The following is a 15,784-nucleotide window of genomic DNA, read 5'->3' as shown; positions in this document are numbered from 1 at the left end:
TTCAGTTTTCAAAGGCCTGCTGCTTTCAAATCTCTTAAAAAGCAACTTTGATAATATATCATGTTTAGTTGATGTTGTCAACAAGTTATTTTTCAAAACCGCTTGGCGCGGCGCTTGGTGACGCATCCGCATCACATGACTTAACTATATTACCAACCATAGACCTAAAATGCAAGAACTAATATTTATGTGAAAATTCATAACGAAATATCAATTGGTACACATGATTGTTCGGGTAATTGGGTGTATCAAACGACTGTCTGCCCTGCTTGGTCCCTACCAGATAGAGTCACAACGAACTTTGTGTGAATAGAATGCAAAAAACGTGTAAAAAAAAGCCGCCCCGCGGCGACTTTTTTTGCATTATTTTTTCTTATTCAGCGGATCAGGCGATGCAATCTTATCGGCTTCTGCTTCATCTGTCGTATCTGGCCGCATGGGTGGGAATAACAGAACATCCCGAATAGAAGGCGCGTCCGTCAATAACATGACCAACCGATCAATGCCGATACCCAACCCACCGGTCGGCGGCATACCGTATTCCAAAGCCGCAATGAAGTCCTCATCAATCGGTTGCGCCTCATCGTTACCAGCCGCCCGTTCGGCCGCTTGGGCTTCAAACCGGGACCGTTGATCAATGGGGTCATTCAATTCCGTGAAGGCATTCCCATATTCATTGCCTAAAATATAGAGTTCGAACCGGTCAGTAAACCGGGGATCTTCACTGTTCTTCTTGGCTAACGGAGAAATTTCAATTGGATGACCATAGATGAACGTCGGTTCTTTCAAAGTGTCTTCGACAAATTGTTCGAAGAAAGCATTAATGATGTGACCGACTTTCCAATAGGATTCGTATTTTACGCCATGGTCGTCTGCCAGCTTCTGCGCGTCTGCCAAACTCATTGCTGGCCAAAAATCAACGCCGGTACGGTCCTTAATGGCGTCCACCATATGCACCCGCTTGAAAGGCTTATCCAGATCGACGGTTTCACCCTGATAGGTGACTGTCCCAGTGCCTAAAACCTTGTTGGCGGCATAGCGAAAAATACCTTCCGTCTCATCCATGACATCCGTAAAGTCAAAGTACGCAGCGTATGATTCTAGCTCGGTAAATTCTGGGTTGTGCTTGGTATCGAGTCCTTCATTCCGGAATACCCGGCCAATTTCATAAACCCGTTCCATACCACCGACAATCAGGCGCTTCAAATGTAATTCCAGCGCAATCCGCAGATACAGATCAATATCCAGTGCATTGTGATGGGTAATAAACGGCCGGGCAGACGCACCACCAGCCTGGGTGTGCAGAACAGGGGTCTCAACCTCGATAAACCCATTGGCATCTAAAAATTCCCGCACGGCAGAGATAATACGGCTGCGTTTAACAAAACGGTCATAACTCTCCCGATTGGTGATCAGATCCAAATAACGTTGACGATAACGTTGTTCGACATTCGTCAAGCCATGGAATTTATCCGGCAGCGGCCGTAACGCTTTGGTTAAGAAAGTCACGTGATCTGCCCGGACAGTGAGTTCACCAGAGTCGGTTTTCATCATTGTGCCGTTGATTCCAAGGAAGTCACCCAAATCTGAGCGTTTAAAGATGTGGTAGTTATCTTCGCCCACGACATCCTTGCGTACATAGATCTGAATCCGACCGGTCCGATCTTGAATATCTGCAAAACCAACCTTGCCGCTGCCGCGTTTACTCATCATGCGCCCAGCGATAACCACATGGACTTCGTGGCCATTCAAGACATCCTTATCTTCCTCATCATACTTGGTATGCAACTCCTGGGCGTTAGTCGTGGGATCAAACCGCTTGCCGAAGGGATCGATTCCCAGTTCGCGCAACTCTTCCATCTTCTGTCGACGAACGATCAGCTGATCGTTCATCTGCGTTCCTTTTTGCTTAGCCACTACTGTTGTTCCTCCTATACCAATATTTTACCCAGCACGTTGGGCACGTTCTGCTTGACGCTGGGCCTTGTGCGCCAGATATTCAGCGACTTCATCTTCAAAGTGGGTCAAGACAGCATCCACTTCATCTTCCGTCCACTTTTCATTCAATGATGCCCGGGCTTGGGCGGCCCGAGGAATTCCCTTTAAATAATACGCCGCCTGCTGGCGGAATTCAGGGACGGCAATCTTTTCGCCCTTGAGTTCGACTAACCGATGCAGCTGTAGTTTGGCTGTGGTCAGTTTCTCCTGGGGAGTGGGGTCAGGCACTAGTTCACCAGTCTCAATATATGTCTTCATCTGTCCTAAGACCCATGGATCACCCAAGGCAGCCCGGCCGACCATCACGGCGGTGGCGCCCACATGATCCAAGACATACTTGGCATCCTGTGGCGTCCGAATATCCCCGTTGGCCATGAACGGAATGGTTAAATGATCGGCGACATCAGCCAGAATATTCCAGTCTGCTTTGCCCCGATACATTTGTTTCCGGGTCCGACCGTGCATAGCTAATGCAGCTGCACCGGCCTTCTCAGCCGCCAGAGCGTTTTGGACCGCATAGACATGGTCTTCATCCCAACCCGTCCGCATCTTCACGGTAACCGGTTTAGACACTGCATCGGTCACGGCAGAGACCATTTCATAAACCTTGTTTGGATCCAACAGCCACTTAGCCCCGGCATCGGTCTTGACGACCTTATTCACAGGGCAGCCCATATTAATATCAATAATGTCGGCGGCAGTATTCTGGTCCACGAACTTAGCGGCTTGCACCAATGTCTCTTTGGACCCGCCAAAGATCTGAATGCTGATCGGATGCTCACGGGGGTCGACAAAGAGCATCGACAAAGTCTTCTTGTTGCCATACATGATGCCCCGGTCACTGATCATTTCACAGACCACCAACCCGGCACCGAATTCTTTACAGGTCACCCGGAAAGCGGCATTCGTGATGCCCGCCATGGGGGCGACGACGATCTGATTGGGGATCGTCACTGAACCAATTTTCCATTCCATAATGTGTTCCTCCGTTTGCACTCAGCGTTGCCATCATATCAAATAATCAATCGGCATAGCAAAATGCGATTATTTGGCGAGCATTTCTTTTAATTCGTTCTCTGAAAAATGATACTGGTTACCGCAAAACTTGCAGACCGCTTCCGCACCATGATCTTCATCAATCATTTCTTGGATATCGTGGTGGCCCAACGCTTGAATAGATTTGCCAAACCGTGCCTTAGAGCAATCACACTTGAACGAAACTGCCTGGGTATCCAAGAATTTGATGTTATCTGCGCCAAAAATTTTGGCCAAAATATCCTCTGGCGTGTCGCCCGCGCGCATCATTTCAGAAATCAGCGGCAATGCCTTGATTTTCTTTTCAATTGCAGCTAATTCGGCATCGCTGGCACCGGGCATGGCTTGAACCATAAAGCCGCCGGCCGCCCCGATAGTATTGTTGGCTTGGACGAAAACGGAAAGGCCGACAGCGGACGGAATTTGTTCCGACTTGGCCAAATAGTAGCTGAAGTCTTCAGCCAATTCACCAGAAACAATGGGGACTTGACCGGTGAAAGGCTGTTTCAAGCCCAGGTCCTTCGTCACTGCCAGCAGGCCCTTGCCGACTGCCCGGCGCACGTCGATTTTGCCTACTGTATTCAACGGTAATTGGACATGGGGATGTTGAATGTATCCTTTGACTGTGCCCTTGGGTGTCCCCACTGCAACGATGGCACCGACTGGACCATCGCCTAAGACGCGGGTGGTCAATGTTTCTTTGGCATCGTCTTTGAGTAAGGCGTTACTTAATAGGATGGTGCCGATGAGGGTCCGGCCCAATGCGGCACTGGCAGCGCCGTAAGTGTCATGGCGTTGTTGTGCTTCACCGACTGTATCGGTGGCATCCAGGCCGATTGCCCGGAGATGGCCGTCTTTGGTGACGGCGCGTACGAGATAATCTGGCAAGTGAAAGGTCTCCTTTTTTGATTTGTATATACTTTTCTGAAAAAGTGTGCAATCGATACTACATTATAGAGGGCGGGAGAAGTTTCGACAAGAGGGCGGAGCCGACCGGTTAGAAGCGGCGTCAGAAGGCAAGGCCGGCAGAAAACCCGGTCTTAGGTTTTTTGCCGGCCTTGCCTTCTGACATAGCTTCTGGTCGGCGGAGCCCGTTTCTGTGGATGAGTCGGTTCACCTACCACCTTCGCTTGCTCCGCATTGGCACTACCTTCATCACGATCCGAAAATTACACTTGATTATCAAAAAACCGACCAGACATTTGTCCGATCGGTTCTTGATTCATATTAAGCGTTAGAATCTTCCGGCTTGTGGTCGTCCGAATTGGTGGCTGATCCGCTTTGTTCGGATTGGGAAGCATCGTGGGGTGCTTCGCCGGCGGAGTGCCAGCCTTGATCGCCTTCGGAGCCTTGGGTGCCTTCGATCGGCTTGTTTTCTACCGCGGTGCTTGACGGTGTGGTGGTCGTCGTATCGGCAGATTGTTCTTGGTGCTCTGCGCCTTCGTGTTCCGCCTTTTCGTGGTCGCGTTCTTCTAAGGCCTTCTTGGCTTCTTCAAACGTGCCGGATTTTTCAGACGGATACTCATCACTTTCATCAGAAGGCATCTTGCCCGTGTTGAAGAGGCTGAGAATTTGTTTCTCGTTCAATGTCTCATACTTCAACAGTGCTTCGGCAATCGCCTTGTGTTGTTCACGATGGCTTTGGATGATGTCATAGGCCTGTTTATGGGCGGCATCGATAATTTGACGGATCTCATCATCAATGGCGGCCGCAGTGGCTTGGGAATAAATCGGTGCTTGGCCGTATTCCGCACCCACAAATGGCTGACTGTCGGATTCCAGAGTCACGGTGCCCAAGCGTTCGGTCATCCCATATTTGGTGACCATGCCGCGGGCAATTTGAGTCGCTTGTTCAAAGTCGTTGGAGGCGCCAGTGGACTGCGTACCGAAGATGATTTCTTCAGCAGTCCGGCCACCCATCATCCCAACAATTTGTTCGTTCAATTCTTTCTTAGTCAGTAAGAACTGATCGTCCTTGGGCAGCATGATGGCATAACCGCCTGCTTGACCCCGGGGCACAATGGTGACTTTGCGCACGGTCCGCGAATCGTTCAAGACCAAGCCAATGATGGCGTGACCCGCTTCGTGGTAGGCGACCATGTTACGCTCTTTGGGACTGATGACCCGATCGTGTTTCGCTGGTCCGGCGATCACTCGATCGGTGGCTTCATCAATATCCGATGAGTCGATTTGGGTCTTATTGCGTCGCGCGGCAACCAACGCTGCTTCGTTCAGCAGGTTTTCCAGATCTGCCCCGACAAAGCCCGGGGTTTGCTGGGCAACGACTTTCAAATCAACATCTGGCGCTAAGGGTTTGTTCTTTGCATGAACCCGTAAGATGGCTTCCCGGCCCTTCACGTCCGGTCGGCCAACCAATACTTTCCGGTCAAAACGGCCGGGCCGTAACAATGCGGGATCCAATACATCGGCCCGGTTCGTCGCAGCAATGACGATAACGCCCTCGTTGCCTGTGAACCCATCCATTTCAACCAACAATTGGTTCAATGTCTGTTCCCGTTCATCATGGCCGCCGCCTAAACCAGCACCCCGTTGACGACCAACGGCATCGATTTCATCGATGAAGATGATGGAAGGCGCAGCCTTCTTAGCATTTTCAAACAGGTCCCGAACACGACTGGCACCAACCCCGACGAACATTTCGACGAAGTCTGAACCAGAGATAGAGAAGAACGGTACCCCAGCTTCACCGGCCACTGCTCGGGCAAGTAAAGTTTTACCAGTACCCGGAGGTCCCTCCAGTAAGACACCATGCGGAATGTGGGCCCCTAAAGCAGAATACTTCCGAGGATCTTTCAGGAACTCGACAACTTCGACCAGTTCCTGCTTTTCTTCTTCGGCCCCGGCGACATCAGAGAACCGCACTTTGTTCTTCTTGGGATCCTCTGGTTTGGCCTTGGATTTGCCAAAGCTCATCACCCGGCCATTACCGCCACCTCCCTGATTCGCTGAATTCATCATGAACCAGAAGAAGAGGACGACTAAGATCGTGGGGACTAAATAAAACAGCATTTGCAACCAGAATCCCGACTGCGATTCCGCACTTGTGGAATAGTCGACATCGGCATTCTTGGCCGTCAGCCGAATTTGATTCAATGTCGCATCATTCGGCAAGACCGTGGAAGTAAAGTGCGTCACGGATGTGGTGGTGCTGCCCCCATTTTGGAACAAGCCAAAGCCACCCGTGTTTTTATTGGTTACCGTCTGTGCTTCGCGGTAAGTACCGGAAACCTTATAGACACTGCCCGACGGCTGAATATTGAAATCTTTGATCTTCTTGTCTTGCAGCTCGGTAATGAACGTACTCGACTTGATGTCTTGAGTACCGCCACTATTGCCATTCTGATTGAAGACAGTCGAGACCAGCGCAATCAACACTACGAAGACAAAGAAATACAGCAGTGTGCTGCGGAACAGGCCATTTCTGCGATTTTTCATTATTTCTCTCCTTATACTTTACGCGAAATTGACGCGCAAAAAGGCTTTACTTGGGTAATCATAGCACGAAAAATGCCCTTCACAAAGTAGCTAGTGGGTATAAACGTGCTCATCTAAGACGCCAATATACGGCAAGTTACGGTATCGTTCCGCATAGTCCAAACCGTACCCGACCACGAACTCATTGGGTACATCGAACCCAACATAGTCCGCTTTAACCGGAATCGTCCGTCCGGCTTGTTTATCCATGAGAGCCACGACTTTAATTGAAGCCGCTTGGCGCGTGGACAGCAGTTTAATTAAGTAGTGCAGTGTGGCGCCAGTATCCACAATGTCTTCCACAATCACGACATCCCGCCCCTGCACAGAGGTGTCCAAGTCTTTCAAAATCTTGACTTCACCGGAACTGACTGTGGCATTGCCGTAACTGGATACATCCATGAAATCAATCTCCACGAATTCATCAATTTGGCGAATGAGGTCCGTCATGAAAACGATTGCGCCTTTGAGAACGCAAATGAACAACGGATTCTTACCCGCGTAATCAACGGCCAATTGCTTGCCTAGACGCACCACAACATTATGGATATCTTCCTGGCTATACAGCACCTTTTTTATATCTTCCTGCAAAACAAATCCTCCATAAGCTATTTCGTATACTGTAACATGACCTTTATTGTATCAGGTTGCTCATGCTCAGACAATTGACGGGTGTACAGATTGGGAATGTACCAGACCGCCTGGCCCACAGCAGCGAGCACCAGTTGATCCCGCTCAGTTTGCGGCACTTTACGGTTGATCAGAAAGCGGCGCAGCGATTGATGCTGGCCATTGGTTAATTGAATCTCATCGCCCGGCTGGCGCTGACGCAACACGACGGCGGGCGCCGATCGGGGTACCGCAATGGCAACTCCTGGCCCCATCTTGCGTAACTGCCAACTTTCGCCAGTCGGAAAAAAAACAATACTATTGCATGATAAGCCAACAGGAAGCTTTTTCCCCCATACTTTGGTCTGATTTTGACCAAATAGAATGGTGTAATAGGAAATTCGCAACTGCCATTGCTGGGTAATTTGTACTTCGCCAGACGCCCGTGAACTGTTGATAAGATCCAGACACTGAGTAATTTGCCGACCCGTCAGCGTTTGCCCGCTCGGCTGACTGACATATTGCAATAATAACGACTGCTGTCCCCGCGGCAGTGCCCGCCACTGAGTGCGATCCATCGTCCATTGGTCAGGCTGATGCCGGATCACGACTTGTTCCATCAGCTGGCTAAGCCGGTCTTCCACCAAACTTTGAGCGGCCGCAAGTTCCTCAGTATATCGAAGAACGTGGGCGGCAGTGGCCGCATTCATATCGCGAAAAGCGGGGACGATTTGCTGGCGTACGCGATTGCGTAAAAACCGCTCGTCCTGATTGGTGACGTCCTCATAATGGGGTACATGATGACGATTGGCATATTCGCGGATGTCCGATTTCGTGTATGGCAAAAGGGGCCGTACCAGCGAAAAGGCGGCTTGGGTATTTTGGTGGCGAATCGTTTGCACCTGCAATCCAGGTTGTTCAAAAAATGCCCCAGAGCGGGCCAGCTTCATCGTCATCGTCTCGACAGCATCATCATTATGATGGGCGAGCCACAGTGTGGCGGGGCGGGCGGATTGTACAACCGCATCGAATGTCTGATACCGGAAAATCCGCGCCGCTTCTTCCACTCCACTGGTCAATTGCCCATGATGCCAAGTCGCGACTGTTAAGGGGATATTTCGTTGGTGGCAGTATGTCTGAATAAAATCCGTTTCTTCCCGGCTTTGCGACCGTAACTGGTGATCGATATACACCACTTGCATCGCACGTTGCCACCCAACGGGCGCGTGTCGGACCAAATCCAGCAACACCATCGAGTCCACGCCAGTGGAGACGCCTAAAACAATCGTCTCATTGGGCGGGGCCAGTTTAAAGCGGCGCACGAATTGCCAAAAGTCAGCCCGCGTCAACATGTCGATTTCCTCCTTGTGGAAATTAAATAACGGGCAAAAGTCAGTCGACTTTTTGCCCGTTGTGCTTTAATACCAATCAAAACGTATCGGTATGTCCCCTTAGCTGCGCCGACCACCACGGCCGCCGCGCTTGCCTTCGGTACTGCGCTTTAACGTCGTCAACCGATCGTCGCTTTCCTTTAAGAACCCTGACAGCATACTGTCAAAGTCGTTGGGACCGTGACCGCCGCCGCGGCGATCGCCGCCCCCGCGCCGATCATTGCTGCGCCGGTTGTTATATTCTGGCCGGCCGCCGCGTTCACTGCGCTCGCCCCGGTCGTTACTACTGTGATGGAAATTGCTGCCACCATGTTGATTTGGCCGGGAATCACTGTGCTGTGGCCGCGGATGGGGATTATCCACAGCCTTCCGGATGGAGAGCGAAATCTTGCCATCGTGTTCACTGATGACCTTCACTGTGACTTCATCCCCTACACTGAGCACGTCGTGGATGTCTTTAATGTATTTGTCGGACACCTCACTGATATGGACCAGGCCGGTCTTATGTTCACCAATGTCAACGAACGCCCCGAAATTCGTGATGCCCGTGACTTTACCCTTGACCTTCGCGCCAACTTCAATCGCCATAAATGGAAAAATCCTCCTAAAAAATTGTACTGAATGTACTGTTAGTATACCATATTTACTTTTGACAAGTGGTTTGGACCATTTGTAATTCGTCGTTAAAAAATAGGAGCTGCGCAAAAGTTGCGTTTGGCGGCCGTGCCAATGCTGCGCAATCTGCGGTGAAATGGGGCTGGAACGTGGTGACGGCGCTTGAAGCCCGCAAAGTACGCGGTCTTCAAGACGCCTAACCACATCAGCGCGGAAAACCACCGCGCTGTGTGGTTTCCACCACTGAGCCCCATTTCACCTCCGATTGCTCCGCATTGGCACTGGATACGTCAAAATTCACACTTTTGTCCGGTCCCTAATTACTACACGTGCTGCATACTCGATTCAAGCTAGGTAACTTATTTTGCAGTCACGTCTTTGCCCTTATCCCCGGGCAGGCTGAAGATGATCTCTCCTGGTTTGGAGAAATAATATTTCTCGCGGATATATTTTTCAAGATAGTTGGGATCATTCAGTTGTTGGACGCTTGTCTTGAGCTTGTCATTCTGAGCTTTTACCGTGGCCATTTCCTGGCGGCTGCGATGCAGGTTGCCCTGAACTTCGGCCTGGGCGGAAGCCGCGCGGTAGATGTTGAAGCCGAATAGACAGAGCAACAACGCTAATGCCGCCACCAAAGCCAGTGCCCGGTGGCAATGAACTGCCCGAATATTTTTGACTGGCTTGGGTGCTGGTGAGCTTGTTTTCTTCTTTAATTGGATGATTTTACTGGTTGGTGATTCTTGCTTTGGTTTCTGCACGCGTACTACCCCCAATACTGTGCTGTTCCAATTCTACTGACGGATCGTCACAGGCCTGTTTAGAAAAATTCTAGGCAAGTTCTAACAGGCTTACCTATTTAGTATAGCAAGCTGTTCTCCACCCTGTCGACTTAGAATGGTGAATCTGTTTTCGTTTTTTCGTCACTGTCAATCTTGTACAGTGAGGCGGCATCATCTTTTTTGGTGGTGTCGCGCACATCGGTGATCGTCACAACTAAAGTGCGGTTGCCGAACAGTAATGTTAATTGGTCGCCGATGTCGACGCTGCTGGCTGATTTGCCGGGTTTGCCGTTGATTAAGATACGGCCCTTATCGGCGATCTCTTTGGCAACGGAACGGCGTTTGACTAAGCGAGATACTTTTAGAAATTTGTCTAATCTCATTTGTTTGCTCCTTTTATTTTTGGCAATTATGGTGAGTTTTAAAATTTTCGGGGCTTGTTCCCCGAGACGGGCGCTGCGCCCCAGAGGCTAGGGCACAAAGGCCGGGGCACATAAAACCTAAGTGCGGGTTTTCTGCCCTTTTCTTCCTCTCGTGGAAACGGGCTCCGCGCCCCAGAAGCTAGGGGATAAGGCAGGGCGGACGCAAAACCTAAGTGCGGGTTTTTCGCCCTTTTTTTCCTCTCGTGGAAACGGGCTGCGGCCACCAGAAGCTAGGGCACAAGGACGGGCAGGCATAAAACCTAAGTGCGGGTTTTCTGCCTGCCCGTCCTTGTGCCTACGCTTCTAACCGGTGGCCTCCGCCCTCTATTTTCTTTGAAACCGCTGCACCACATGTAGCATAGCACTGCCAAACGGTAAAACCAACCACTCTCGGGTCGTCAGTAGTTTGGAGCGGAGTGCGGCGATTAGGAAAATGGCGACGCCGGCGAGGATACCGATGAGGGTGACGATAATACTGTCGCCGCGGCTGGTGCCAATAATGCCTTGGGCGAAGACAGCAATCAGATACGTAAAAGCCATCATCGGTATGGTGATTCCCAGTAGCCGTGTACCGAACAGTTTGGTGGAAACGGCGACGCGGATCATCGGCGGGAGTTGTTCAAAAATGATCCACCAGACCACCCCTAGACCGATGAGGGTGGAAATTGAACCGCCCGCCAGTCCAAATATTCGAATCAGCGGACCGGTCAGCACAATTTTCAATGCCAAACCGATCAATAATCCATATGTCGCTGCCCGGTAGTTACCAACACTTTGCAAAATACTGTTATACGTATTGATCATCGCCACTAGGACGATTGCTACCAGGTACAGTCCCAACGTAATCAGCTGTTCGCGATCGCCGAAGAGAAACTGGTTGATCCAGGGTAATAGGGCAATTAAACCCGCCGTGGCAGCGACGGAGAACATTAAACTGATGTGGGTGACTTGGGTAGCCAGCCGTTGGATGCGCAATCGGTTGCCGGTTTGCAGTGCATGGGTCAAGTTGGGCACCAGGGTCGTGCCAAACGCGCTGGAAAGGACCAGCCCCAACTGCACTAATGGTTGGCCCCGGTCGTAGATGCCCTTCAAAGCTCGGGCTTCAATAGGCATCGTCCCAATACTTTGCAAAGAACGCGCCACGGTGAAGGAATCCACTAATTGGAACAAAATCAACGCAGCGGCGAACAAACAGATTGAACCGCCCTGCAACACAAGACGGCGGGTCAACAGCGACCATGAATTATCCGGCGTTGCCATTTTGACCGTATGCCAGAACGGGTCCCGATGCCGATACCGATAAAGGGTTATGGCAGCGCCAATTGCTCCGGCCGTGGCCCCCATCATAGCAAAAGTACCCATTTGGTAATAGTCCATCCCGGGATGGCTGTGATAGTACCAGGCCGCCCAAATAATCACGGCCACCCGCAGAATTTGCTCTACCACTTGCGACACTGCCGTGGGTGACATGTCCAGTACCCCTTGATAGTAGCCGCGACCTAGGGCCAAGGTGGGCATGAAAAGGTACATCCAAGCCACTGCTTGAATCATCGGGGTCAATCCTGGATCACCCATAGCCTGGGCAATCCAGCCCGCGGTCAATTGAAACCCGACGAATGCCAGTAAACTTACAGCGACCAGAATCATCCGTAATTGCTTAATCAAGCCGGGTCGATCGGCCGCCGACTTTTCTGCCACAAGACGCGAAATAAAAACCGGCAGCCCGTTTAAGGCAAACGTCATGCCGATCCCGTATAGCGGATAAACTTGTTGATAGACATAGAACCCCAAATCCCCGGCCAAGTTTTGCAGGGGTACTCGGTAAAATGCCGATAGCACTTTGGCAATGAGTGCTGCGATACTCAGCAGCGCTGCAGAACCAAAGACCGTGCGTTGGGTGCGTTTACTCATTATCACTCCCGGCATGGACTGTGTGTTTCTCAATCTTAGGCAAGGCGGCGGTCAGCGTCATGAAGGTGTCGATCATCGCGTCATCCGTGATTCCCTTGCGTTGAATCAACGTAATCTGAAACCCGCCGTCGCGGTCTGTCACTTGGGCCTGTAAAGAGGTATTGCTCAATAACGCAAATAGATCTTCACCGCCCAGTTTGGCGCGACCGGCCGGACCAATACTCATTGTCCAATGCGCGTCCTTTCGCTCTATTTTTGTCAACAGGGCTGCGTCCGCTTGATTCTTCAATAAACCTACCTTCAATAATCGGGCGACGGGAGCATCATACTCCCCAAATCGATCAATTAAGTCTGATTGTAATTCTTCCATCCCATCGGTACTAGTCAGATGCTGGATTCGTTTATAAATCTCAATCTTTTGCCGGGGATCGCCGATATAGTCTGGCGGGAGGTAGGCCTCCACATCCAGATCAATCTCGGCGTCAGTGCGCTCCTGGGTCTTTTGGCCCTTCTTCGCCGCTACGGCGTCATGGAGCATCTGGGTGTACATATCATACCCGACGGAATCAATGAAGCCGTGCTGCTGTTTACCCAACAGATTGCCGGCCCCGCGAATGGACAGATCCCGCATGGCAATCTTGAAGCCGCTACCAAGTTCGGTGAAATCTCGAATCGCCGCCAGCCGCTTTTCCCCCACTTCGGTGAGGACCTTGTTTTGCTGATACATAAAGTAGGCATAAGCGATCCGTGATGACCGCCCGATCCGTCCCCGCAACTGATAGAGTTGAGAGAGGCCATACCGATCAGCATTCTCCACGATCAAAGTGTTGGCGTTGGGCATATCGACTCCGGTTTCGATAATCGTCGTCGTGACCAAGACATCGTATTGACCGTGCACGAAGTCATAAATCACCCGTTCCAGCTGACTTTCGGTCATTTGGCCATGGGCGTATGCAATGGTCGCCTCGGGAACCAGTTCTTGCAGCTGAGCAACGGTCCGTTCAATATCGTGGACCCGGTTATGCATGTAAAACACCTGGCCATTACGGGCCATTTCCCGTTCAATGGCATTTTTAATCGTGCCTGCATTTTGTTCCAACACATAAGTTTGAATGGGATAGCGATTTGCTGGTGGTGTTTCGATCACCGACAGATCTCGCACCCCCAACATGGACATGTTCAACGTGCGGGGAATCGGCGTCGCCGTGAGGGTCAAAACGTCCACATTGGACTTGAGGGACTTGATTTTTTCCTTATGCTTCACGCCGAAGCGCTGCTCTTCGTCAATGATCAGCAAACCGAGATCTTTGAACTGGACATCATTGGAAAGCAGACGGTGGGTACCGACCACAATGTCCACCTTGCCGTTCTTTAACCCCGCAAGGGTCTTCTTCGCATCCGCTGCTGTGACAAAGCGAGACAGCATCCCCACGCTAACAGGAAAATCGGAGAACCGATCCAGCATCGTGTCATAATGCTGCTGAGCCAAAATCGTGGTGGGTACCAAAAAGGCCACCTGTTTGCCATCCTGAATGGCCTTGAACGCCGCCCGCAATGCCACTTCGGTTTTACCAAAGCCGACATCACCGACCAGCAGCCGATCCATGGGAATGGGCTTCTCCATATCCCGCTTGATTTCGGTGGTGCTGCGCAGCTGGTCCGGTGTTTCCGGATAAGCAAAGGCCGCTTCAAACTCCCGCTGATGGTCATTATCTGGAGAAAAAGCGTACCCTTTTTGCGAGGCCCGCTCTGCATAGAGGGCGATTAAATCATCAGCAATATCTTCAATTTTCTTAGCCACGCGGCGCTTAGTCTTTTGCCACTCACTGCCGCCCAATTTATTCAGATGAGGTGTCTTGCCTTCGCTGCCGACGTATTTTTGCACCATTTTCATCTGCGTCACGGGGATAAAGAGCTTCCCGTCATCGGCATATTGAATCGTGATGTAATCCTGGTGCTTGCCGTCCACCGTCAGGGTCTGAATGCCCATGTATTTCCCGATCCCATGATTGACATGGACCACATAATCGCCGGGCTTTAATTCGTTATAGCTCTTGATCCGTTCGGCGTTACTAAAGTGAGCCGGCCGCGGCCGAGCTTGGCGTACTCGATTGAACAGTTCATGTTCCGTGAGCACGACTAAATTGGCCTCAGGCAAACTGAATCCGGCAGACAGATTGCCATGGACGAGCTGCACCGCGCCGGGGACGATCTCATCCGGACTGGTCACCCGGGTATGAATTTCAAAGTCTTGCAGGGTTTGCTGCAGCTTCTCAATCCGGTGCTGGGATTGAATCAAAATCACTACCGTCTGGTTCAATTTCTGATACCGATCAATCTCTGTTTTGAGCATCGGCATTTGGCTAAAGAATTGAGGGACGTCATGACTGGTCACATGATACAAATGATCCAGCTTCACATGGGCCATCCCTTTTTGAAACACAGATAAATACACCCGCGTATGGGGATCACGGCGCAAGTCTCCGCGCCAATCGGCCTGTAATTCGGCATTGGGTAAAATCTCCCCCCGGGCCAGCAAGTCGGTTTGCCATTCAGCCGTGTCCTGTTCAGCACTCGCCGCAGTTTCGTTAATCCGGGCATAATCATCCAAGAAAACTGTGCCTTTGGCGGTTAAGTAATTTAATAGGGAGAACTTGCCGCCAAATAGTTGTTCTCTAAATAAATTGGCCTTGTCGCCCAGTTCCCCTTGAGCAAAGTCTGTGATGGTATTCGCCAAATTGGTGGCTAACGCATCCTGTACCGATTCCGTGGCTTTGGCCTGCAATTGGGGCAGCTGCTTTTGCAGGGCAGCGGCCACTTTCTTTAGCTGTGGTCGGGGCACAATGAGGTCCGTCGCCGGCGGAATGGTGACCGCGTCAATATTGTCCATACTGCGTTGATCGCCCTCGTCAAATACCCGCAAAGAGTCCACCGCGGTATCGAATAATTCGACCCGGATAGGATGGTCAGCGGTTAATGGGAAGATATCGATCAAATCCCCGCGGATGGCAAACTCGCCCGGCCGAGATACCAGCGTGTCCCGGCGATAACCCATCGTGACGAGCCGATCGGGCAGCTTTTGGGGATCCACTTCGCCGTCAATCTTAATTGTGAAAGCTTGCTGTTGCCAAATTTCAGGACTAGGCAGCAAATGACTCAAAGCAGCCACAGATACCACAAAAATGCCTGGTTCGTCGTTCGCCAATGCGGTCAGTGCTGCCACTCGTGCGGCCAATGATTCGGGTGAGGCGGTAGCCACCTCGGTGGCCAGCACTTCATCCACAGGAAACGGATAGACCGTGGCACTGCTCGTTAAACTTTGTAAATCCGGTATTAACTGTTCAACCCCCAGCGTCGTAGGTTCAACCACCAGCACTGGCGCTTTAGTCTGTTCAAAATAGGTCGTCAGCGCCAATGCCTTCGCACTGGGCCCTAAACCAATGACCAATGTCCGATCACCGGCCTGCTGCTCCGCCAACCATTTGTTCAGTTGCGGCTCTTGCCCCATCCATTCCACTAAATTCATTCG

11 protein-coding genes are annotated in these 15,784 nt (G+C 51.1%); all 11 read right to left on the bottom strand.

The window, feature by feature from the left end:
* Positions 1-363: 363 nt before the first annotated feature.
* Positions 364-1,893, bottom strand: coding sequence for a lysine--tRNA ligase (gene lysS, locus FD09_RS14065; protein ID WP_083487974.1), 1,530 nt, complete (start codon positions 1,891-1,893; stop codon positions 364-366).
* A gap of 51 nt (positions 1,894-1,944) precedes the next feature.
* The gene (dusB, locus tag FD09_RS14060; protein WP_057822326.1) at positions 1,945-2,973 is read right to left on the bottom strand and encodes a tRNA dihydrouridine synthase DusB; all 1,029 of its coding nucleotides are present in this window, start codon (positions 2,971-2,973) and stop codon (positions 1,945-1,947) included.
* A gap of 69 nt (positions 2,974-3,042) precedes the next feature.
* Complete coding sequence (hslO, locus tag FD09_RS14055; RefSeq protein ID WP_057822325.1) at positions 3,043-3,921, bottom strand: Hsp33 family molecular chaperone HslO; 879 nt, start codon at positions 3,919-3,921, stop codon at positions 3,043-3,045.
* A 339-nt stretch (positions 3,922-4,260) separates the two neighbouring features.
* Positions 4,261-6,489, bottom strand: coding sequence for an ATP-dependent zinc metalloprotease FtsH (gene ftsH / locus FD09_RS14050; RefSeq protein ID WP_083487973.1), 2,229 nt, complete (start codon positions 6,487-6,489; stop codon positions 4,261-4,263).
* Between the two features lie 90 nt (positions 6,490-6,579).
* The gene (hpt, locus tag FD09_RS14045; RefSeq protein WP_057822324.1) at positions 6,580-7,119 is read right to left on the bottom strand and encodes a hypoxanthine phosphoribosyltransferase; all 540 of its coding nucleotides are present in this window, start codon (positions 7,117-7,119) and stop codon (positions 6,580-6,582) included.
* A gap of 17 nt (positions 7,120-7,136) precedes the next feature.
* Positions 7,137-8,489, bottom strand: coding sequence for a tRNA lysidine(34) synthetase TilS (gene tilS / locus FD09_RS14040; protein WP_057822323.1), 1,353 nt, complete (start codon positions 8,487-8,489; stop codon positions 7,137-7,139).
* A gap of 99 nt (positions 8,490-8,588) precedes the next feature.
* Positions 8,589-9,116 (bottom strand): S1 domain-containing RNA-binding protein, encoded by a 528-nt coding sequence (locus tag FD09_RS14035; RefSeq protein ID WP_057822322.1) that lies wholly within the window; start codon positions 9,114-9,116, stop codon positions 8,589-8,591.
* A 386-nt stretch (positions 9,117-9,502) separates the two neighbouring features.
* A complete protein-coding gene (locus tag FD09_RS14025; protein WP_057822320.1) occupies positions 9,503-9,901 on the bottom strand; it encodes an FtsB family cell division protein in 399 nt (132 codons plus the stop codon).
* A gap of 131 nt (positions 9,902-10,032) precedes the next feature.
* On the bottom strand, positions 10,033-10,305 hold the full coding sequence (locus FD09_RS14020; RefSeq protein WP_057822319.1) for an RNA-binding S4 domain-containing protein: 273 nt from the start codon (positions 10,303-10,305) through the stop codon (positions 10,033-10,035).
* 363 nt (positions 10,306-10,668) lie between these two features.
* On the bottom strand, positions 10,669-12,255 hold the full coding sequence (locus FD09_RS14015; protein WP_057822318.1) for a putative polysaccharide biosynthesis protein: 1,587 nt from the start codon (positions 12,253-12,255) through the stop codon (positions 10,669-10,671).
* Complete coding sequence (gene mfd / locus FD09_RS14010) at positions 12,248-15,781, bottom strand: transcription-repair coupling factor (RefSeq protein WP_083487968.1); 3,534 nt, start codon at positions 15,779-15,781, stop codon at positions 12,248-12,250. The genes FD09_RS14015 and mfd overlap by 8 nt, the downstream gene beginning before the upstream one ends.
* Positions 15,782-15,784 lie beyond the last annotated feature (3 nt).

This window comes from Schleiferilactobacillus perolens DSM 12744, assembly GCF_001435585.1.
GTDB lineage: Bacteria > Bacillota > Bacilli > Lactobacillales > Lactobacillaceae > Schleiferilactobacillus > Schleiferilactobacillus perolens.
This window is presented reverse-complemented; position numbering and strand designations above follow the sequence as displayed.

Coding starts and splice junctions, on each gene's coding strand:
- FD09_RS14015 (WP_057822318.1), bottom strand. CDS start 12,255: ATGAGTAAACGCACCCAACGCACGGTCTTTGGTTCTGCAGCGCTGCTG.
- FD09_RS14035 (WP_057822322.1), bottom strand. CDS start 9,116: ATGGCGATTGAAGTTGGCGCGAAGGTCAAGGGTAAAGTCACGGGCATC.
- dusB (WP_057822326.1), bottom strand. CDS start 2,973: ATGGAATGGAAAATTGGTTCAGTGACGATCCCCAATCAGATCGTCGTC.
- lysS (WP_083487974.1), bottom strand. CDS start 1,893: ATGAACGATCAGCTGATCGTTCGTCGACAGAAGATGGAAGAGTTGCGC.
- ftsH (WP_083487973.1), bottom strand. CDS start 6,489: ATGAAAAATCGCAGAAATGGCCTGTTCCGCAGCACACTGCTGTATTTC.
- FD09_RS14020 (WP_057822319.1), bottom strand. CDS start 10,305: ATGAGATTAGACAAATTTCTAAAAGTATCTCGCTTAGTCAAACGCCGT.
- tilS (WP_057822323.1), bottom strand. CDS start 8,489: ATGTTGACGCGGGCTGACTTTTGGCAATTCGTGCGCCGCTTTAAACTG.
- mfd (WP_083487968.1), bottom strand. CDS start 15,781: ATGAATTTAGTGGAATGGATGGGGCAAGAGCCGCAACTGAACAAATGG.